This window comes from Solilutibacter pythonis, from assembly GCF_003697345.1.
Taxonomy (GTDB): Bacteria; Pseudomonadota; Gammaproteobacteria; order Xanthomonadales; family Xanthomonadaceae; genus Solilutibacter; species Solilutibacter pythonis.
Genome location: NZ_RFLY01000001.1, coordinates 129,578 through 150,045 on the forward strand (window position 1 = coordinate 129,578; position 20,468 = coordinate 150,045).

At 65.5% G+C, this 20,468-nt stretch carries 19 protein-coding genes; 16 read left to right on the forward strand and 3 right to left on the reverse strand.

Annotation, left to right across the window (positions count from 1 at the left end; genetic code table 11):
* The first annotated feature begins 102 nt into the window (after positions 1-102).
* From rpsA to EBB59_RS00660, 7 genes are all read left to right on the forward strand, one after another.
* A complete protein-coding gene (gene rpsA, locus EBB59_RS00630) occupies positions 103-1,788 on the forward strand; it encodes a 30S ribosomal protein S1 (RefSeq protein ID WP_122100220.1) in 1,686 nt (561 codons plus the stop codon).
* Positions 1,789-1,884: 96 nt separating this feature from the next.
* A complete protein-coding gene (locus EBB59_RS00635) occupies positions 1,885-2,187 on the forward strand; it encodes an integration host factor subunit beta (protein ID WP_122100221.1) in 303 nt (100 codons plus the stop codon).
* A 77-nt stretch (positions 2,188-2,264) separates the two neighbouring features.
* A complete protein-coding gene (gene lapB / locus EBB59_RS00640) occupies positions 2,265-3,443 on the forward strand; it encodes a lipopolysaccharide assembly protein LapB (RefSeq protein WP_122100222.1) in 1,179 nt (392 codons plus the stop codon).
* Complete coding sequence (locus tag EBB59_RS00645) at positions 3,440-4,426, forward strand: MraY family glycosyltransferase (RefSeq protein ID WP_122100223.1); 987 nt, start codon at positions 3,440-3,442, stop codon at positions 4,424-4,426. The genes lapB and EBB59_RS00645 overlap by 4 nt, the downstream gene beginning before the upstream one ends.
* On the forward strand, positions 4,426-6,336 hold the full coding sequence (locus tag EBB59_RS00650) for a polysaccharide biosynthesis protein (protein WP_122100373.1): 1,911 nt from the start codon (positions 4,426-4,428) through the stop codon (positions 6,334-6,336). The genes EBB59_RS00645 and EBB59_RS00650 overlap by 1 nt, the downstream gene beginning before the upstream one ends.
* A gap of 6 nt (positions 6,337-6,342) precedes the next feature.
* Entirely contained in the window at positions 6,343-7,242 is a 900-nt protein-coding gene (gene galU, locus EBB59_RS00655; protein WP_122100224.1) for a UTP--glucose-1-phosphate uridylyltransferase GalU, read from the forward strand.
* Between the two features lie 5 nt (positions 7,243-7,247).
* Complete coding sequence (locus EBB59_RS00660) at positions 7,248-7,592, forward strand: tRNA-binding protein (protein ID WP_122100374.1); 345 nt, start codon at positions 7,248-7,250, stop codon at positions 7,590-7,592.
* A 117-nt stretch (positions 7,593-7,709) separates the two neighbouring features.
* On the opposite strand, the gene EBB59_RS00665 is transcribed toward EBB59_RS00660, so the two are convergent.
* From EBB59_RS00665 to EBB59_RS00675, 3 genes are all read right to left on the reverse strand, one after another.
* Complete coding sequence (locus tag EBB59_RS00665) at positions 7,710-8,918, reverse strand: acetyl-CoA C-acyltransferase (RefSeq protein ID WP_122100225.1); 1,209 nt, start codon at positions 8,916-8,918, stop codon at positions 7,710-7,712.
* 26 nt (positions 8,919-8,944) lie between these two features.
* A complete protein-coding gene (locus EBB59_RS00670; RefSeq protein ID WP_122100226.1) occupies positions 8,945-11,317 on the reverse strand; it encodes a 3-hydroxyacyl-CoA dehydrogenase/enoyl-CoA hydratase family protein in 2,373 nt (790 codons plus the stop codon).
* A gap of 76 nt (positions 11,318-11,393) precedes the next feature.
* Positions 11,394-12,017: a TetR/AcrR family transcriptional regulator gene (locus EBB59_RS00675; RefSeq protein ID WP_122100227.1), complete on the reverse strand. Its 624-nt coding sequence runs from the start codon at positions 12,015-12,017 to the stop codon at positions 11,394-11,396.
* Positions 12,018-12,263: 246 nt separating this feature from the next.
* Here EBB59_RS00675 and ndk point away from each other — a divergent pair, with 246 nt between their 5' ends.
* The 9 genes from ndk to EBB59_RS00720 all read left to right on the forward strand — a co-directional run bounded on the left by ndk (position 12,264) and on the right by EBB59_RS00720 (position 20,438).
* On the forward strand, positions 12,264-12,689 hold the full coding sequence (ndk, locus tag EBB59_RS00680) for a nucleoside-diphosphate kinase (protein WP_122100228.1): 426 nt from the start codon (positions 12,264-12,266) through the stop codon (positions 12,687-12,689).
* A 42-nt stretch (positions 12,690-12,731) separates the two neighbouring features.
* On the forward strand, positions 12,732-13,928 hold the full coding sequence (rlmN, locus tag EBB59_RS00685) for a dual-specificity RNA methyltransferase RlmN (RefSeq protein WP_245978864.1): 1,197 nt from the start codon (positions 12,732-12,734) through the stop codon (positions 13,926-13,928).
* Between the two features lie 7 nt (positions 13,929-13,935).
* Positions 13,936-14,730, forward strand: coding sequence for a tetratricopeptide repeat protein (locus EBB59_RS00690; RefSeq protein ID WP_158601673.1), 795 nt, complete (start codon positions 13,936-13,938; stop codon positions 14,728-14,730).
* 5 nt (positions 14,731-14,735) lie between these two features.
* Positions 14,736-15,527 carry a helix-turn-helix domain-containing protein gene (locus EBB59_RS00695; RefSeq protein WP_122100231.1) on the forward strand — a complete coding sequence of 264 codons (792 nt, stop codon included), beginning with the start codon at positions 14,736-14,738 and terminating at the stop codon, positions 15,525-15,527.
* A gap of 92 nt (positions 15,528-15,619) precedes the next feature.
* Positions 15,620-16,243 (forward strand): YfgM family protein, encoded by a 624-nt coding sequence (locus EBB59_RS00700; RefSeq protein WP_158601674.1) that lies wholly within the window; start codon positions 15,620-15,622, stop codon positions 16,241-16,243.
* 55 nt (positions 16,244-16,298) lie between these two features.
* Positions 16,299-17,483 (forward strand): outer membrane protein assembly factor BamB, encoded by a 1,185-nt coding sequence (gene bamB, locus EBB59_RS00705; RefSeq protein WP_122100233.1) that lies wholly within the window; start codon positions 16,299-16,301, stop codon positions 17,481-17,483.
* A gap of 3 nt (positions 17,484-17,486) precedes the next feature.
* A complete protein-coding gene (der, locus tag EBB59_RS00710) occupies positions 17,487-18,887 on the forward strand; it encodes a ribosome biogenesis GTPase Der (RefSeq protein ID WP_122100234.1) in 1,401 nt (466 codons plus the stop codon).
* A gap of 1 nt (position 18,888) precedes the next feature.
* Positions 18,889-19,980, forward strand: coding sequence for a molybdopterin-synthase adenylyltransferase MoeB (gene moeB, locus EBB59_RS00715; RefSeq protein WP_122100235.1), 1,092 nt, complete (start codon positions 18,889-18,891; stop codon positions 19,978-19,980).
* A complete protein-coding gene (locus EBB59_RS00720; protein ID WP_122100236.1) occupies positions 19,977-20,438 on the forward strand; it encodes a DUF3592 domain-containing protein in 462 nt (153 codons plus the stop codon). Before moeB ends, EBB59_RS00720 begins: the two co-directional genes overlap by 4 nt.
* Positions 20,439-20,468 lie beyond the last annotated feature (30 nt).

The window sequence follows — 20,468 nt, forward strand, 5'->3', positions numbered from 1 at the left end:
ACTCACGGCCATGGGCAATCCCGCCCGCGCCGACAACGGGTGGAGCCAGACGCACCGCGATCGACCCGCGTCCGGTTCTGAAGATCAACCTAGAGAATAGAAATGACCGAATCATTTGCCGAACTGTTTGAACAGAGTCAGCAGCAGCTGGCCAAGCTGAAGCCGGGCGCCATCGTCACCGGTACTGTCGTGGATGTCCGCAACGACGTGGTGGTGATCAACGCCGGCTTGAAGTCCGAAGGCATCGTGCCGATCGAACAGTTCCGGAACGAGGCCGGCGAAATCGACGTCGGCATCGGCGACCAGGTGAAGGTGGCGCTGGATTCCATCGAGAACGGCTTCGGCGAGACCGTGCTCTCGCGCGAGAAAGCCAAGCGCGCGATGGTCTGGGACGAGCTGGAAGAAGCACTCGAAAAGGGCGACATCATCACCGGTCGCATCAGTGGCAAGGTCAAGGGCGGTTTCACCGTCGACATCAAGGACGTCCGCGCCTTCCTGCCCGGTTCCCTGGTGGACGTGCGCCCGGTGCGCGATCCGGTCTACCTGGAAGGCAAGGAGCTGGAGTTCAAGCTCATCAAGCTCGACCGCAAGCGCAACAACGTGGTGGTCAGCCGCCGCGCGGTGGTGGAGTCGGAGCACTCCGAGGAGCGCGAGGCGCTGCTGGAGAAGCTGGTCGAGGGCGCCAAGCTGAAGGGCGTGGTCAAGAACCTGACCGATTACGGCGCGTTCGTCGACCTGGGCGGCATCGATGGCCTGCTGCACATCACCGACATGGCGTGGAAGCGCGTTCGTCATCCGTCCGAAGTGGTCGAGGTTGGCCAGGAGCTGGACGTGCGCGTGCTGAAGTACGACCGTGAGCGCAATCGCGTCAGCCTGGGCCTGAAGCAGATGGGCGAGGATCCGTGGGACAACATCTCGCGTCGTTATCCGGCCAACACCCGCGCCTTCGGCAAGGTTTCCAACGTGACCGATTACGGTGCGTTCGTCGAAATCGAGCCGGGCGTCGAGGGCCTGGTGCATGTGTCCGAGATGGACTGGACCAACAAGAACGTGAACCCCTCCAAGGTGGTGCAGGTCGGTGACGAAGTCGAAGTGATGGTGCTGGACGTGGACGAAGAGCGTCGCCGCATCTCGCTGGGCATGAAGCAGGTCTCCTCGAACCCGTGGGAAACCTTCGCCGTCATCCACAAGAAGGGCGACAAGGTCTCCGGCCAGATCAAGTCGATCACCGATTTCGGCATCTTCATCGGTCTGGACGGCGGCATCGACGGTCTGGTGCATCTGTCCGACCTCAGCTGGAACACCAACGGCGAAGACCTGGCTCGCAACTTCAAGAAGGGCGATACGGTCGATGCCGTGGTGCTGGCGGTCGATCCCGAGCGCGAGCGCATTTCGCTCGGCGTCAAGCAGCTGGAGCAGGACCCGATGGGTTCCTACGTCGCTTCCAACAGCCGTGGCTCGGTGGTCAAGGGCACGGTGAAGGAAGTCGATGCCAAGGGCGCGGTGATCGAACTGGCCGATGGTGTGGAAGGCTATCTGGCCGCCCGCGACATCTCGCAGGATCGCGTTGAGGATGCCTCGCACGTATTGAAGGTGGGCGACGAAGTCGAGGCCAAGATCATCGGCACCGATCGCAAGAGCCGAGTCATGCAGCTCTCGATCCGCGCCAAGGATCAGGACGAGATGAACGAGACCCTGGCCGAGTACAACCGCAGCCATGCGGAGGCCGCCAGCGGTACCACCCAGCTCGGCGCCCTGCTGCGCGAGCAGCTCGGCAAGTCCGAGTAACCCGCGTCAATGCAATGCCGGCGGCGGCACCTTGGGGTGCCGCCGTCGTGATCTGCCTGCGGCCATGTCGGCACGGGCGGTTTCAGAGTCAGTGGAATGACCAAGTCGGAACTGATCGAACTCCTCAACCAGCGCCAGCGTCATCTCAAGGCCGAAGACGTAGAACTCGGCGTACGCACGCTGCTGGATATGATGAGCGCCAGTCTCGCCAGTGGCGGGCGCATCGAGGTGCGCGGCTTCGGAAGTTTCTCGCTGCACTACCGGCCGCCGCGTACCGGCCGCAACCCCAAGACCGGCGATGCCGTCGCGCTGCCGGCTAAGTACGTTCCCCATTTCAAACCCGGCAAGGAACTGCGCGAACGCGTCAGCGAAGTCACGCCGGTCGGCGATGACGCCTGAGCCTCGCCCCACGGACCGGCTTGCCGCCGATACGGCAAGTCTGGGACGATGCCGACTGACTATCGCGACTCCATCGAATGGCCTTCCTTGATCAATGGTTCTGGTTCGTCCTGCTGCTGCCCGCCGCGGCGGTGATGGGCTGGGTGATCGGCCGTCGCGGCGGCGAGCGTCATAGCGACAGCCAGGTCAGCAAGCTTTCCACCACCTATTTCCGTGGCCTCAACTACTTGTTGAACGAGCAGCCGGACAAGGCGATCGAACTGTTCCTGCACATCGCCGAACTCGACAAGGAGACTTTCGAGACCCAGGTCGCGCTTGGGCACCTGTTTCGCCGCCGTGGCGAGGTCGATCGTGCGATCCGCTTGCATCAGGCGCTGGTCGAGCGCAAGGATCTATCCGACGCCCAGCGCGCGCAGGCACTGCTGGCGTTGGGCGAGGACTACATGAAATCCGGCCTGCTCGACCGCGCGGAAACGGTGTTCGGCGAACTGGCCGTCCTCGATCAGCGCGCGCCACAGGCCCTGCGTCATTTGATCGACATTTTCCAGTCCGAACGCGATTGGGATCGGGCGATCGAGAACGCTCACCGCTACGAGGTCGCCACCGGCGAGCCGATGGGCAGGTTGATCGCGATGTTCGAATGCGAACTGGCCGAGCGCCATCGCGCCAATGGTGATCTCGATGCGGCGCGCACGGCCATCGCCCGCGCTTATGCGGCCGATTCCGACGCGGTGCGGCCCGGCATGCTGGAGGGCCGGATCGAGGCCGCCGCCGGTAACGATGCCGCCGCGATCAAGGCATTCGAGCGCGCCGCCCGGCACGATTCGGACTACCTGCCCGACATCTTGCCGACGCTGTTGCAGTGCTACGAGCGTACCGGCGACATTCCCGGCGCGTACCGCTTCCTTACCGAAATGACCGAGCACTATTCGGGCGTCGCCCCGGTGCTGGCATTGACCCGGCTGACCGAGCGCGAGGAAGGGGTGCATGCGGCCCGTGTGTACCTTGCCCGGCAATTGAAGGATCGTCCCTCGGTTCGTGGCGAGGCGGCGCTGATCGATCTCACCCTGGCCGATGCCAGCGATCCGATGTCCACGCTGCACGAGCTTGGCCGCATCACCGACCAGTTGTTGGTGCGTAATCCCAGCTACCGCTGCGGCAACTGCGGGTTCGGGGCGCGTTCGCACCACTGGCAATGCCCGAGTTGCCGCCAGTGGGGCACGGTGAAACCGCTGTTGAACTACGCGGTGGTATGACCGCCGGCGAGTGGATACTCGCGGCGGCATGCCTGGTTTGCCTGGCGGGCACCGGTCTCGCCAGGCGTTACGCCCTGCATCGACAATTGCTCGATCTTCCCGGCGATGCCCGCCGCAATCATAGGGTCGCCACCCCGCGTGGTGGCGGTATCGCCATGGGCGTGGTGATGGTGGTGGCCTGTGTTGGTCTTGCGCTGGGCGAGGCCGCCGCCTGGGGCTGGATCGCGGCGGGGCTTGCCCTGGTCGGCGGTATCGGCTGGTGGGATGACCATCGCCCCCTGCCAGCCATCTTGCGTCTGCTCGTGCATGCCGTGGCGGCGGCGCTGCTGGCCGTGGCCGGGTACGGCCTGGGGTGGCCGGTCTGGTTGATCGTGGCCGCCTTCGTCGCCGCGCTTGTGCTGACCAACATCTGGAACTTCATGGATGGCATCGATGGCATCGCCGCTTCGCAGGCGGTGTTGGTGGCCGGCTGTGCGTTCTTTCTGCTCGCGGCGGGGGTGGGGAAGACGTGGGCATTGGTGGTGGTGGGCGCCGCCGCTGGTTTCCTGGTCTGGAATTTCCCGCGCGCGAAGATATTCATGGGCGATGTCGGCAGTGGCGCGCTCGGCTACGGCCTGGCCGTGGTATGGGCGACGACGGCGATGGCCGACCGGCAGGCGGGCATGCTCCTGCTGTTTCCGCTTTCGGCCTTCCTGATTGACGCCGGTTTGACGTTGGCCGGACGAATGTGGCGGGGCGAGCGCTGGTGGCAGGCACATTCCAGCCACAGTTATCAATTGGCGGTGAGGCGGCTGGGGCGCCACGTTCCGGTCACGCTGGGCTACCTGGCTTGGACGTTGGCTGGCGGTTGCTGGGCTTACTGGGCCATGACGGAGGATTGGCGGTTTATCATGCTTGCGCTGAGCGGATGGTACTCGGCCGGTGCGATCGTCTGGCGATGGTTGCGTCGCCCCTCGAAAGCAAGGAACGGGAGCCAAGCATGATGCTGTCGTTGCGTGAACGCTGGACATCCGCACTGCCGCGGTTGCTCATCATGTTGCATGACCTGGCGATGGTCGGGTTGTGCTGGCAGGGTCTGTATTGGATCCGCTACAACCTGTTTCCGGCCGGGCCGATGCCACCGTTCGACCTGCTGGAGCTTCTGGTCGTGCTGGCGGTGCAGGGCGCGGTATTCCACGGGGTGGGGTTGTACCGTGGGCTCTGGCGATTCGCCAGCATGCCGGATCTGGCGAATTTGCTGAAAGCGGCGGTGCTGGGTTTGACCGGTATCGTCATCGGTCTTTTCCTCTACAACCGTCTGGAAGGCGTGCCGCGGATCGTGCTGGTGATGTATCCGTCGGTGCTGGTGGCGCTGCTTGGCATGCCGCGCCTGGTCTATCGCGCCTGGAAGGATTCCAGCCAGGAGCGTAGCCGCGAATCGGCCACCCGAACACTGATCCTCGGCGCCGGCCAGGCTGGCGAAGCTTTGGTGCGGGATCTGCTGCGCTCGCCGCTTTACATGCCGGTAGGGCTGCTCGACGATGCGCCGCGCCTGCGCGGAACCCGTGTGCACGGCATGCCGGTGCTCGGGCGGATCGACGAGGCCGGCGACATCGCGCGTGAAACCGCCGCCCGCCTGCTGGTGATCGCAATGCCGTCGCTGCCCGCCGACCGGATGGAACGGGTGATCTCGATCTGCGAATCCACCGGCCTGCCGTTCCGCATGGTGCCGCGCCTGCACGATGTGTTGAGCGGGCGCTCCTTGCCGGGTGAGTTGAAGGAAGTGGCGATCGAGGACCTGCTGGGGCGTGAATCGGTTCCCGCCGATTGGCAGGCCATCCGTGGCTGGCTGGGCGGGCGCAGCGTGCTGGTCACCGGCGCCGGTGGCTCGATCGGTTCCGAGTTGTGTCGTCAGTGCGTGAGAAACGGCGCATCACAGATCACCTTGATCGAGCAGGACGAACTCTCGTTGATGCGGATGGAGCAGGAGCTGGCGCGCGATTTTCCCGCGGTCGGCCGGACGCCGATCCTGGGCGACTGCGGCGATCCCGCCGTCATCTCCCACGCACTGCGACAGGCCGATATCGAAGCGGTATTCCATGCCGCCGCCTACAAGCAGGTGCCGGTACTGGAGGGGCAATTGCGCGAGGCGCTGCGTAACAATGCGTTGGCCACCGAAACCGTCGCCCGTGCCGCGCACAAGGCCGGCGTGGGGACTTTCGTGCTGATCTCCACCGACAAGGCGGTCGATCCGGCCAACGTCCTGGGGGCCAGCAAGCGCCTGGCCGAATCGCTCTGCCAGTTGCAGGCGCGCTACAGCAGCACCCATTTCGTCACCGTGCGTTTCGGCAACGTGCTGGATTCGGCCGGCAGCGTGGTGCCGCTGTTCCGCGAGCAGATTCGCCTGGGTGGGCCGGTCACGGTCACCCACCCGGAAGTCACCCGGTTCTTCATGACCATTCCCGAGTCCTGCCAACTGATCCTGCAAGCGGCGGCGATCGGCGCGCACGATGCCATCTATACCCTCGACATGGGTGAGCCGGTGCCGATCCGCCGCCTTGCCGAGCAGATGATCCGTCTGGCCGACAAGCAGCCCGGCCGCGACATCGCTATCGTCTATACCGGCTTGCGCCCTGGCGAGAAGCTGCACGAAACCCTGTTTCATGCGGAGGAGGGATACCGCCGTACCGCACATCCGAAGATATTGCAGGGCGAAGTGCGGGAACTGGAAGTCGCTTCGTTGCAGGTGGCGTTGGAAGGCATCCGCGTCGCTGTCGCCAGTTATGACGAGGCCGCCCTGGCGCGTTGGCTGCAACAGGCGGTGCCGGAGTTTTCGCCGGCCGAGAATGATCCCGCCGATGCCGGCATCATCGTTCCATTCCCTCATCGGCGCAGTCGCCAGCACAGGAGATAGTCGTTCGTGTCCCAGCCCCGTATTCGCAAGGCGGTTTTCCCGGTTGCCGGTCTCGGCACACGCTTCCTGCCGGCGACCAAGACCGTACCCAAGGAAATGCTGCCGATTGTCGACAAGCCGCTGATCCAGTATGCGGTCGATGAAGCGGTCGATGCCGGCTGCGACACGCTGATCTTCATCACCAACCGTTACAAGCATGCCGTCGCGGATTACTTCGACAAGGCCTACGAACTCGAACAGAAGCTGGAAAAGGCCGGCAGGGCCAAGCAGTTGGCGCTCATCAAGGATGTGCTGCCCCAGGGCGTGCGCGCGATCTTCGTCACCCAGCCCGAGGCGCTGGGCCTGGGGCATGCGGTGTTGTGCGCGCGGGCGGTGGTCGGCGACGAGCCGTTCGCCGTGCTGCTGCCGGACGACCTGATCTGGAGCCGTGGCGATGGCGCATTGAAGCAGATGGCCGATCATGCCGGGCGTACTGGCGGCAGCGTGATCGCGGTGCAGGACGTGCCGCGGGCGCAGACGAAAAGCTACGGTATCGTCGATGCGCCAGATTTCGACGGCCAGGCCGGGCGTATCCGTGGGATCGTCGAGAAACCCGACCCGGCCGAGGCGCCCAGCAATCTCGCCGTTGTCGGGCGCTATGTGCTTTCGCCGCGCATCTTCGATCTGCTGGAACGTACCGGGCAGGGCGCGGGTGGTGAAATCCAGCTCACCGATGCCATCGCCGCCCTGCTGGAAGGCGAGCGGGTCGATGCCTTCCGTTTCCACGGCACCCGTTTCGATTGCGGCACCCACCTTGGGTTGATCGAGGCCACGGTGCGTTATGCCCTCGACCACGAGCTGCTGAGCGGCGAGGCGCGCCGGATGATGCAAGCGGCATTGGCCGAACTTGGCGTCGTGGAATTGTGAGCGCGGTGCATGAAACCGCCGCGCCGATCGATTGGGCCGCCTTTCAGCGCGTCGAATTCCGCATCGGGACGGTGGTGCGGATGGAGGCGTTTCCCGAGGCGCGCAAGCCGGCCTGGAAAGTCTGGGTGGATTTCGGCCCGCATGGCGTCAGAAAGACTAGCGCGCAGATCGTCGATCTCTACGACGCGGAATCTCTGCTCGGCAAGCAGGTCCTTGGCGTGATCAATTTTCCGCCGAAGCGGATCGCCGGTTTCATGTCCGAATTCCTGTTGACCGGCTTCCACACCGACGATGGCGTGGTGATCGCCACCACCGAGCGGCCAGTATCGAACGGCGCGCGCCTGGCCTGAAGCGGCGGGCGGCGGTTCGGCACGACCTCGCCGGGCGGATACCACGAAACGAAGCGGGCCGGGAATGTCATCCCGGCCCGTTGCGTTTTCAGTGCTGAATGACGGTTTTTTGCGCGATCACAGCGCTTCGAACACGCCCGCCGCGCCCATGCCGGTGCCGATGCACATGGTCACCATGCCGTATTTCTGCCGGTGCCGGCGCAGGCCGTGGACGATGGTGGCCGTGCGAATCGCGCCGGTGGCTCCGAGCGGGTGGCCGAGCGCGATGGCGCCGCCCAGCGGGTTGACCTTGGCGGGGTCCAGCTTGCAATCGCCGATCACGGCCAACGCCTGTGCGGCGAACGCTTCGTTCAACTCGATCCAGTCGAGCTGATCCTGGGTGAGGCCGGCTTGTTTCAGCGCCTTGGGGATGGCGGCGATCGGGCCGATGCCCATCACTTCAGGGCGCACGCCGGCCACCGAGAAGCTGACGAAGCGGGCCAGCGGCGTCAGGCCGTAATCCTTGACCGCCTGCTCCGAGGCCAACAGCACCGCCGCCGCGCCATCGCTCATCTGTGAGCTGTTGCCGGCGGTCACGGTGCCGCCGAATTGAGCGTTGCGGAATACCGGCTTCAGCCTGGCCAGGGCTTCCATCGTGGTGCCGGGACGTGGGCCTTCGTCGGTATCCGCCATCCGGTTGCGGGTCAGGATGGTGTCGTCGGCCAGGTCGGGCAGATGACTGACGATGTCGTAGGACGTGATCTCCTCCTTGAACTCACCCTTGGCGATCGCCGCCAGCGCTTTCTCGTGCGAAGCCACGGCGAACGCATCCTGCGCCTCCCGGCTCACCTTCCACTCTTCGGCGACCTTCTCGGCGGTGATGCCCATGCCATAGGCGATGGCCGTGTTCTCGTTGCTGGAAAACACCGCCGGCGAAAGCGCCACCTTGTTGCCCATCATCGGCACCATGCTCATGCTCTCGGTGCCGCCGGCCAACATCAGGTCGGCATGGCCGAGGCGGATCTGGTCGGCGGCCATCGCCACCGCCTGCAAGCCGGAGGAGCAGAAGCGGTTGACCGTCTGCGCGGCCACCGTGTTGGGCAGGCCCGCCAGCAGCACGCCGATGCGCGCCACGTTCATGCCTTGCTCGGCCTCGGGCATGGCGCAGCCGATGATGGCGTCATCGATGCGCGAAGTGTCGATGCCCGGCGCCTGCGCCACCACCGATTTCAATACATGCGCCAGCATGTCGTCGGGACGGGTGTTGCGGAACATGCCTTTCGGTGCCTTGCCGACCGGAGTACGGGTGGCGGCGACGATGTAGGCGTCTTGGATTTGCTTGCTCATGTGTGCGTGTCCTGTGTCGTCGCGGATCAGTTACGAAGCGGCTTGCCGGTCTTCAGCATGTGTTCGATGCGGGCCTGGGTCTTGTCCTGTTGCGCCAGCTCGACGAAGTGCCGGCGTTCCAGACGGATCAGCCATTCCTCGTCCACCATCGCGTTGCGGTCGATCCCGCCGCCGCAGATCACCGTGGCGATGCGGGTGGCGATCTCGTTGTCGTAAGGGCTGATGAAACGGCCTTCCAGCATGTTGACCAGCAGCATCTTGAAAGTGGCGATGCCGACATCGCCGGCCACGCGGATGTGACGCGCGGGCAAGGGCGGTCGATATCCGGCGTCGGCCAGCGCCCGGGCCTCGGCCTTGGCGACGGTCAGCAGCTCGTAGGCGTTCATCACGATACGATCGCTCTGGCGCAACAGGCCCAGCTCCTTGGCTTCCAGCGCGGAGCTGGAAACCTTGGCCATCGCCGCGGCCTCGAAGCCCTTCTTCAGCTCGGCGAAGACATCGCCGTTCGCGCCGGCCGCCTGCGAGGCGCGCACGGCGAACTCCTTCAGGCCGCCACCGGCCGGCAACAGGCCAACGCCGGCCTCCACCAGCCCGATGTAGCTTTCCAGATGCGCCACGGTCTTGGCCGAATGCATCTGGAATTCGCAGCCGCCGCCCAGGGCCAGGCCGCGCACGGCGGCCACCACGGGCACCAGCGAATACTTGATGGCCTGGCTGGTCTTCTGGAAGTTGGCGACCATCGCCTCGAACTGGTCGACCTTGCCGTCCTTCAGCAGGCCGAGCGCGCCGGCCAGATCGGCGCCGGCGGAAAACGGCTCGGACGCTTGCCAGATCACCATGCCCTTGAACTGTTTTTCGGCAATGGCGATCGCTTCCTGCACGCCGTTCAGAACGTGGTCGTTGACCGTGTGCAGCTTGGTCTTGAAGCTGAGTACGGCGATTTCTTCGCCGTCGTCGGCCCACAGGCGCACACCTTCGTTTTCCCACACGGTCCTGCCCTGGGCGAATTTCTCGCCCAGCACCGGGTCGGGGAATCGCTGGTGTTGGTAGACGGGCAGGGCGGAGCGCGGCAGCAGCTTGTCCTGCGTCGGGCTGTAGCTGCCTTCGGCCGAATACACGCCTTCGCGCGCCAGTACCCAGGCCGGCAACGGGGCGGTGCTCATGGCCTTGCCGGCGGCGATGTCCTCGGCGATCCATTCCGCCACCTGCTTCCAGCCGGCCGCCTGCCAGGTTTCGAACGGGCCGAGCTTCCAGCCGTAGCCCCAGCGGATAGCGAGGTCGACGTCGCGCGCGGTCTCGGCGATGTCCTTCAGGTGGAAGGCGGCGTAGTGGAACAGGTCGCGGAAGACCGCCCACAGGAATTGCGCCTGCGGGTGCTCGCTGCCGCGCAGGGCGGCGAACTTCCTGGTCGGGTCTTTTTCTTTCAGGATTTCGACCACTTCAGGCGCGGCGCCCGCACTCTGGGGGGCGTAATCCTGCGCGGCGAGATCGAGAACGAGGATGTCCTTGCCGACCTTGCGATAGATGCCCGCGCCGGTCTTCTGTCCCAGCGCGCCTTTCTCGACCAGCGCCTTCAGCCAGTCCGGCGCGGCGAAGTATTCGTGCCAGGGGTCATCGGGCAGGGTATCGGCCATGGTCTTGACGACATGGCCCATGGTGTCGAGGCCAACCACGTCGGCGGTGCGATAGGTGGCCGATTTCGGACGGCCCAGCAACGGGCCGGTCAGTGCGTCGACGGTATCGAAACCGAGCTTGAAGCCGGCGGTGTGGTGCATCGTGGCCAGGATCGAGAACACGCCGATGCGGTTGCCGATGAAGTTCGGCGTGTCGCGAGCGATCACCACGCCCTTGCCGACGTAGCTGGTCAGGAAGGATTCCAGCCCCTCCATCACGCGCGGCTCGGTGTAGCGGGTCGGGATCAGTTCGACCAGATACATGTAGCGCGGCGGGTTGAAGAAATGCACGCCGCAGAAACGGTGGCGAAGCGCTTCCGGCAGCACGTCGGCCAGTTTGTTGATGCCCAGGCCGGACGTGTTCGAAGCCAGCATCGCATGCGCGGGCACGTGCGGCGCGATCTTCCGGTACAGGTCCTGTTTCCAGTCCATGCGCTCGGCGATGGCCTCGATGACCAGATCGCAGGAGGCGAGTTCGCCCAGATCGTCCTCGTAGTTGGCCGGCACGATGGCCTCGGCCAGCGACTTCGCGCCGAGCGGCGCCGGCGAAAGTTTGGCGAGGTTGGCGATGGCCTTCCGCACGATACCGTTCTTGTCGCCTTCCTTGGCTGGAAGGTCGAACAGCACGGTATCGATGCCGGCGTTGACGAGTTGAGCGGCGATTTGCGCGCCCATCACGCCTGCGCCCAGCACGGCGACGCGGCGGATCAGGAGTTTTTCGGACATGTCAGGCTCCAGTGGGTAGGGTGGGCCGGGTTCGGCGCCGGAGGGGTTGCGGGTGTTGCGGATGTTGGCTGGCGGCTCATGGGGCGGCCCTGAGCCCGGCTTCGGCGAAAGCGATCAATTCGGCGGCTGCGCGCTGGCGGTGCTCGTCCTCGCCGACATCGTGCGGGCGCTTGATCGCGCCGAAATCGGCCATGGCATAGGTGAGTGCGCCGGCGACGAAATCCAGACGCCAGTACAACTGCTCCTTCGACAGCCCAGGCAGGCAGCCGGACAACGCCTTGGCGAAATCGCGCAGCACATGGCCATAACGTGAGGACAGGAAAGCGCGAAGGCCGTCGTTCTTCTCCGCGTAGGCGCGGGCGATGACGCGGATGAACGCCACGCCGCCGCCGCGATCCTGAGATACCGCCAGGGCCGGAATCACGAAAGCGCGCAGGATCGGTGCGATCTCGCCCGGGTATTCGCTGACGGCTTGCTTCAGTAAATCGCTGCGGGCGGCGCTCATTTCGTCCATGCGTCGGCGGAATACCTCGTTGATCAGGTTTTCCTTGCTGCCGAAGTGGTAGTTGACCGCGGCGATGTTGACATCGGCTCGGCTGGTGACTTCGCGCAACGAGGTGCCGGAAAACCCCTGCTGGGCGAACAGTCCCTCGGCGGCGTTGAGGATGCGGTCTTTGGTGTTGAACTGGCCGGTGGCCATGGCAAGCGTGCGATTCAAACGAGCGATTGATTCTAGGGCGGGTGGATGCCCCCGTCATGTTGCGCCGCCGCATGGGAGCGATGCCCCGGAAGACCGCCGCCGCCCTTTGGACAGGCTGTGTACGTGGCGTCAAGCATTCGCTAGACTACCCGTCAATTATTCGCGTAAGCCCGCGATTTTTCGCCAAATTGACGACCACCCGTTCGCGGGCTATTGCCCGTGGAACACCGAAACCCGGAGAATGCCATGGCGCTGGAGCGCACCCTGTCCATCATCAAACCCGATGCCGTCGCCAAGAACGTGATCGGGGAGATCTACACCCGTTTCGAAAAGAACGGTCTGAAGGTGGTTGCCTCGAAGATGAAGCAGCTTTCCAAGCAGGAGGCCGAGGGCTTCTATGCCGTCCACCGCGAGCGCCCGTTCTTTGGCGCGCTGGTCAATTTCATGATCTCCGGCCCGGTGATGATCCAGGTGCTGGAAGGGGAAGGCGCGGTCGCGAAGAATCGCGAACTGATGGGAGCCACCAACCCGAAGGAAGCCGCGCCGGGCACGATCCGCGCCGACTTCGCCGATTCCATCGATGCCAATGCCGTCCATGGTTCGGATTCGCTGGAGAATGCCGCGATCGAAATCGCCTACTTCTTCCCGGCCACCGACGTCCACGCGCGCTGAGACCGCGGGCGCGGCCAACGGGCAGGAGATGTGAGCGAGACCATGCAACCGTTGATGGCCCAGGGCGCGCCCGTCGCGTCGAAGACGGCGGCTGTCCCGGGCAAGCGCAACCTGCTCGAACTCGATCGCGCGGGGCTTGAGGCGTTCTTCGTCGAGACGCTCGGCGAAAAGCGCTTCCGCGCCCAGCAGGTGATGAAGTGGATTCACCACCGCCATGCCACCACGTTCGAGGAAATGACCGATCTCGGCAAGGCGCTGCGCGCCAAGCTGGAAGACAGCGCCGAGATCGTCGTCCCCAACGTGCTGTTCGACAAGGGTTCCGGGGACGGCACCCACAAATGGCTGTTGGGGATGGATGGCGGCAACGCCATCGAGACCGTCTACATCCCGGACAAGGGGCGCGGCACGTTGTGCGTGTCCTCGCAGGTGGGCTGTGGGCTGAACTGCTCGTTCTGCTCCACCGCGACGCAAGGCTTCAACCGCAACCTCTCCACCGCCGAGATCGTCGGGCAGGTGTGGGTGGCGGCCAGGCGCCTGGGCAATGTGCCGCATCGCCAGCGCCGCGTCACCAACGTGGTGATGATGGGCATGGGCGAGCCGTTGATGAACTTCGACAACGTCGTCCGCGCGATGAGCGTGATGCGCGACGACCTGGGCTACGGCCTCGCCAACAAGCGCGTCACGCTTTCGACCGCGGGTTTGGTGCCGATGATCGACCGCCTCGGCGCCGAGAGCGACGTGTCGCTGGCGGTTTCGTTGCACGCGCCATTCGATGAACTGCGCAACGAGCTGGTGCCGCTCAACCGCAAGTACGGCATCGCCACGTTGATGGACGCCTGCGTGCGTTACGCGATGCGCAAGAAGGGCGAATCGGTCACTTTCGAATACACCCTGATGAAAGGCGTCAACGACCAGCCCGAGCATGCCCGCGCGCTGGCCCGGTTGATGCGCGATTTCGACCGCCGCGTGCAGATGAAGGACGCGGCGAAGGTCAACCTGATCCCCTTCAACCCGTTTCCCGGCACCCGCTATGCACGTTCCGGCGACGAGGACATCCGCGCCTTCCAGAAGGTGCTCAACAATGCCGGGCTGGTGGCGCCGCTGCGCCGCACGCGCGGCGACGACATCGATGCCGCCTGCGGTCAGCTCAAGGGGCAGGTGCTCGACCGTACCCGTCGCCAGGCCGAGCACGCCAAGCGGCTGAAGGCTTCGGAAGGGGGATTCGATGCGGCGGCTTGAGCGACTTTTGATCGCATGGATATCCATCGCCGGATTGCTGCTGGCCACTGGCTGCAATCGCCTGACCTTCATCAAGCCCAATCTGGATAAGGTCAAGATCGAGCAGGTGCGTCAGCCGGTGGTGGCGCGTGACAGCCCGGTGGTGAAGGCGCGCATGGCCGCCCAGCAGCAGGTGGTGCAGGCATCCGGCGCGTTGCAGGACGGCAATCCGGCCGAGGCCGAGCGGCTGGTGCGCGCGGCGCTCAAGGCCGATCCGGCGTCGGTCGACGCCCATACGGTGATGGCCGCCTTGAACGAACGTCTGGGGCGTAGCGCCGAAGCCGGCGACTGGTTCAAGAAGGCGGCGGAGATGTCCGGCGGCCGCTCGCGCGAGGTCGGTAATTACGCCGCCTGGATGTGCGGCAGCGGCCGCGCCGGGGAGTCCCTGGCGGTGTTCGATTACGCCTTGCAGGGCGCGCAGGATGAATCCTCGCGCGCGGGCATCCTGGCCAATGCCGGTGCCTGCTCGGTGCAGGCGGGCATGGACGAGCGTGCCAACGGCTATCTACGGCAGGCGATCCGTCTCGATCCGGAGAACGCGCTGGCGCTGGAGAAGCTGGCCGGCCTGGCCGAAAAGCAGGGGCAGTGGATGGAGGCTCGCGCCTTCACCGAGCGCCGGCTTGCCTTGCCAGCCGTGGATGCCCAGACCCTGCGGGCCGCCGTGCGGATCGAGACTCGCCTTGGCGATGCGCGCGCCGCCGCCCAGTACCAGCAGCGTCTTCAAAACGAATTCCCCGCCGCCGCGACCAAAACCGGGAACTGATCCTGATGAACAGCAGCAGCCCCCACCACGAATCCCAAGCCGCCAGTGCCGAGCGCTTGCGACAAGCGCGCGAGCATGCCGGTCTCTCGCTGGAAACGCTCAGCGCGGAATTGCATATGCCGGTCAGGACGCTGGCCGCCCTGGAGTCGGGCGATTGGTCGAAGCTGGGCGCCCCGGTGTTCGTCCGGGGCCAGTTGCGCAGCTATGCGCGCCGCCTTGGACTGGACGCGGAATCGCTGTTGGCCGACGCCGACGTCGCCCCGGTGCGGCCGGTGCAACTGGTAAGCCGCGAGCATGTTTCCGGCTGGGAGCGTTTCTTTAACCAACTCGGCACCAAGATCGTCTACGTGGTGATGACCCTGGGCCTGGTGATCCCGACCTGGATGGCGTTGACCCGCTCGCCGGTGTCGGATCAGGATATGGCCGCCGCCAAGGGCATGGCGTTGGATGGCACCCGGTCCGAGATGTCCTCCAACCAGTTGCCAGTGACCGCTTCGATGGCGCCGCTGCCGAAAAAACCGGTCGCACCTGCCGCCGCGCTGGGCTTCGTATTCGATGGCGAGAGCTGGGTGCAGTTCTATGCCCCCGATGGCAGCACGCTGGAGAAGGGCTTGATGAAGCCCGGGGACCGTCGCCAGTTCGCGCCGGGCCAATTGGGGCGCGTGGTGATCGGTAATGCCTCGGAAGTCCGGGTGCTGCGTGCCGGCGAAGCGCTGGACATGACCCCTTGGCTGAAGTCGAACGTCGCGCGCTTTGCGGTATCCTCTGACGGATCGCCCGCAACCCCGGCACCGTGACGGCCTGACACCCCTCAAGCCCTTGCAAGCCCGCGGGAACCCTTTCCCGTCGAATGACGCTGCGCCCCGCGCGGCAAGAGAAACCGAAAGCAATGGATGAACTTCTGAACGAACACGAGCAGGGCGAACGCGTCCGCTCGTGGCTGCAACGCAATGCGCTGAGCCTGATTGGCGGCATTGGCCTGGGTCTCGGCCTGATCTATGGCTGGCAGTGGTGGCAGAGTCGCCAAGCCGCCGAAAGCCAGTCGCAGGCGATGGCCTACGCCGACTTCGAGAAACAACTGGTGGCCTCGCCCGAGACGGCGGCCAAGGCCTACGACAAGATTGGCGTGGATACGCCCTATGCCGCGCTCGCTGGTCTGGAACTGGCCAAGGCCCGGGTCGATATGGGCAAGGAAGCCGAAGCTCTGGCGCTGCTGCGTAAGATCAAGACGGGCGATGCCGGTATTCGCGCCGTGATCGACCAGCGCATCGCCCGTCTGCTGGTGGATACCGGCAAGCCGGCCGAGGCGGTGGCGCTGCTTGGCAAGGGGAGCGATGCCGCTGCGCTGGAAATTCTTGGCGACGCTCAGGCCAGGCTGGGGCAGGGGAGCTTGGCAAAGGCCGCCTACCAGCAGGCGTTGCGCAGCCTCGAGGAAGGTTCACCGCAGCGTCAACTGGTCGAGCTCAAGCTGGCCGAGGTCGGCGGCAATCCCGAAGACGGCAAGGCCGGCTGATTCCAGAATCCCCAGACGGTGTGCCGCGCGCACCGCTCGTCCAGAAGGAAATTTCATGTATCGCAACCGTACTCTGTTCCAAGTGACCGGCCTGCTCGCCTGCGCTATCGCGCTGTCGGGATGCACCACCGTCAAAGGCTGGTTCGGCAGCAAGAACGACAAGGCGAACAAGCCCGCCGAATTGGTTGATTTCACCCCGACCGCTTCGCCGCAGCGCCTGTGGACGGTCGGCCTCGGCAAGGGCGAAGGGCGTTCCGGTGCGCGCCAGCGCCCGGTGGTGGCCGGTGGCAAGGTGTATGCCGGCGGCGGCGACAGTGGCGTGCGCGCCATCGATCTTCAAAGCGGCCAGACCCTGTGGACCTGGAATGGTGAGAAGAAATCGCGTTGGGTCGGAGGCCCGGGTGTCGGCGAGGGGCTGGTGGTGGCTGGCAGCCTCGATGGCGAGGTGGTCGCGTTGGACGAGGCCAGTGGCGCCGAGCGCTGGAAGGCCACGGTGCAGAACGAAGTGATTGCCGCTCCGGCGGTGGGCGGCGGGCTGGTGTTCGTGCGCTCCAACGATGGCCGCGTCACCGCCTTCGATGCCGCCAATGGCAGCCGGCGCTGGAGCTGGCGCGCCGACATGCCGGCGCTGACCGTGCGCGGCAATGCCGGCCTCACCCTCGGCCCGGGTTACCTGTTCGTGGGTAACGACAATGGCCGCGTCACCGCGCTGTCCAGCGCCGATGGCAGCGAGCTGTGGGAGGCCACCGTGGCGCAGCCGGAAGGTCGCAGCGAACTCGACCGCATGAACGATGTCGATGGACAGCCCGTGTTGGACGACACGCTGCTTTACGTCTCCAGCTTCAAGCCGCGGACCATGGCGATCGAAGCGCCGACCGGCCGTGTGTTGTGGCTACAGGAGAATGGGGGCGTCGGTGGCGTTGGCCTGGGGGGCAGCCGCCTCGCCGTGACCGATGCCAAGGACGTGGTCTGGGCGCTCGATCGCAGCGGCGGCGCGCCGATGTGGCAGCAGCCGGCCTTCGTCCGCCGCAGCGTGACCGCGCCGGCGGTACAGGATGAGTACGTGGTGGTTGGCGATTACGATGGCTATCTGCACTGGCTGCGGATGGAGGACGGCAAGATCGCCGCTCGAGCCCGGGTCTCGCGCAAGCGCGTGCGGGCGCAGCCGGTGGTGGCCGACGGCATCCTGCTGGTCCAGGATGTGGCCGGCAATCTCGCCGCATACCGTCTGGGCCAGTAACCCATGTTGCCGATCGTTGCGCTGGTGGGGCGGCCCAATGTCGGCAAGTCCACGCTGTTCAATGCCCTGACTCGGAGCCGGGACGCGCTGGTCCACGACCAGCCCGGCGTCACCCGTGATCGCCATTACGGTGTATGCCGCTTGCGTGAAGATCAGCCGTTCGTGCTGGTCGATACCGGTGGTATCGCGGGCGAGGAAGTCGGCTTGGCCGGTGCCACCGCGCGCCAGGCCCGGGCCGCCGCCGAGGAAGCCGATCTGGTCCTGTTCGTGGTCGATGGTCGCGAAGGCCCTTCCGCGCTCGACGACGAAATCCTGCGCTGGCTGCGCAAGTCCGGCCGTCCCGTGCTGCTTATCGTCAACAAGGTCGATGGCCTCGATACCCGGCAGGCGCTCAACGAATTTTCCCGTTACGGCTTCGACGAGGTCGTGCCGACCGCCGCCTCGCACCGTTCCGGTATCGACGAACTGCTCGAAGTCGTTTATCCGCGCCTGCCCGACGCCGGCCGAGGCGAGACGTTGGACGACGACCCCGAGCGTGTGCGCGTCGCCTTCATCGGTCGCCCGAACGTGGGCAAGTCCACTCTGGTCAACCGTATCCTCGGCGAGGAGCGGATGATCGCTTCCGACGTGCCGGGCACCACCCGCGATTCGATCGCCGTCGACCTGGAGCGCGATGGTCGGAAGTACCGTCTGATCGACACCGCCGGCCTGCGCCGCAAGTCACGCGTGGACGAGGCGGTGGAGAAGTTCTCGGCGGTCAAGACCTTGCAGGCGATCGAGCAATGCCAGGTCGCGGTGCTGATGCTCGACGCCACCGAGGGCGTCACCGATCAGGACGCCACCGTGCTTGGCGCCATTCTCGATGCCGGCCGCGCGCTGGTGGTCGCCATCAACAAATGGGACGGGTTGTCCGATTACCAGCGCCAGCAGGCCGAGGGCATGCTCTCGCGCAAACTGGCGTTCGTCGACTGGGCCGAGGCCGTGCGGATTTCGGCCCTGCACGGTTCCGGCCTGCGCGAACTGTTCCGCGCCGTGCATCGCGCCCATGCTTCGGCGACGCGCGAATTCGGTACCAGCGAAGTTACCCGTGCCATCGAAATCGCCTGCGAGAGCAACCCGCCGCGAGTGGTGCGCGGGCACGTCGCCAAGCTGCGTTTCGCCCATCCCGGCGGCAGCAATCCGCCGACCTTCATCGTCCACGGCTCGCGCTTGCGTACCCTCTCGGATACTTACAAACGCTATTTGGAAAACTTCTTTCGCCGTCGCTTCAAGCTGATCGGCACGCCGGTACGCTTCGTGTTCAAAGAGGGCGAGAACCCCTACAAGGACAAGAAGAATGTGCTGACCGAGCGCCAAGTGGCGAAGAAGCGCCGGCTGATCCGTCACGTCAAGCGCAAAGGTTGAGATGCCCGGCGTGCGCCGCCTGACACCGGCCCAAGCGCTCGCTCGCGTCGAAGCCGGCGCACGGTTGGTCGATGTGCGCTCCAGCGACGAACAGGCCGCCGGCATGGCGGTGGGGGCCGAGGCTATCGCCCAGGACGCTTTGTTGGAAGACGCGGCCGCGCACCTGCCGCGCGATGCCGGAATCGTGCTGATCTGCCAACGCGGCGTGCGCTCGCTTCGTGTCGCCGAGGCGATGATGGCGCAGGGCTTTGCCGACATTGCCAGTATCGAAGGCGGTACCGATGCTTGGCGGCGCGATGGCCTACCGATGAGCGCGGCCACGCTCGACGCCGATTTCCTCGAACGCTACTCACGCCAATGGCGCCTGCCGCAAGTCGGCATCGAGGGGCAGCGGACGCTGCGGCGCGCGCGCGTGGCGATGATTGGCGCGGGCGGGCTGGGGGCGCCGGCGGCGTTCTACCTTGCCGCGGCCGGCATCGGCCATCTGCGCCTGATCGACGACGATGTGGTGGATCGCAGCAATCTGCAACGGCAGATACTGCATGTCGATGCCGGCGTCGGCCACGCCGCCAAGGTCGATTCCGCGCGCGAGCGGCTGCTGGCGCTGAATCCGTCGATCGAGGTGGAAGCGCTACGGACGCGGGTGGATGCCGGTAACGTCGATGCGCTGATCGCCGATGCCGACGTGGTGTTCGATGGCGGCGACAACTTTCCGGTGCGCCAGGTCTTGAACGATGCCTGCCTTCGCTTCGGCAAGCCGCTGGTCTATGGCGCGGTGCAGCGTTTCGAGGGCCAGGCCAGCGTGTTCGACGCCGGCCGCCGGCGCGGCCAGGCTCCCTGCTATCGCTGCCTGTTCCCGGAAGCCGCCGACGACGCGCCCAACTGCGCCGAAGCCGGCGTACTCGGCGTGGTGCCCGGCATCATCGGTCTGGTGCAGGCGACGGAGACGTTGAAATTGATCCTCGGCATCGGCGAGCCGCTGGTGGGCCGCTTGCTGCGCTTCGATGCCCTGACGATGCGTTTCCGCGAAACCCGGCTGATGGTCGATCCCGACTGCCCGGCCTGCGGGTCATTGGCGATGGGTGAAAAATGAGCGTGCTGGATGTCGTCGCCATCGCCGTACTGATGCTGGGGTCGGGGATGAGCGTGATGGAATGGCGCAATATCCGTCTCGGCATCGAATCCCGGCGTTGGCGCGCGGTCCCCTGTTTGATCAACAAGGCTTGGGTCGGTGAGCACCCGCATGGCGATAGCGGCGACGACGATGTTGGCTACAGCGCCAATGTCGAATACGAATACAAGATCGGCATGCGGCGTTTCCGCTCGACCCGGTTGAGTTTTCAACCGACACGGGGGCTTTCCCACGAGGACGCCTCGGCACTGTTGGCTGGGCTGGTGATGGGCCAGCGAGTGACGGGGTGGTACGACCCGCTGGAGAAATCGCGTTCGGTCTTGATCCCCGACATCGCCACCGGCAACGCGTTTGCGCTGGTGTTGCCCGCGGTGCTGGCCGTTTGCGCCGCTGTCTGGCTGGTGGCGCGGTTCGCGTGATTTCGATGCGGGCAGGCGGCTTGCTTGAGT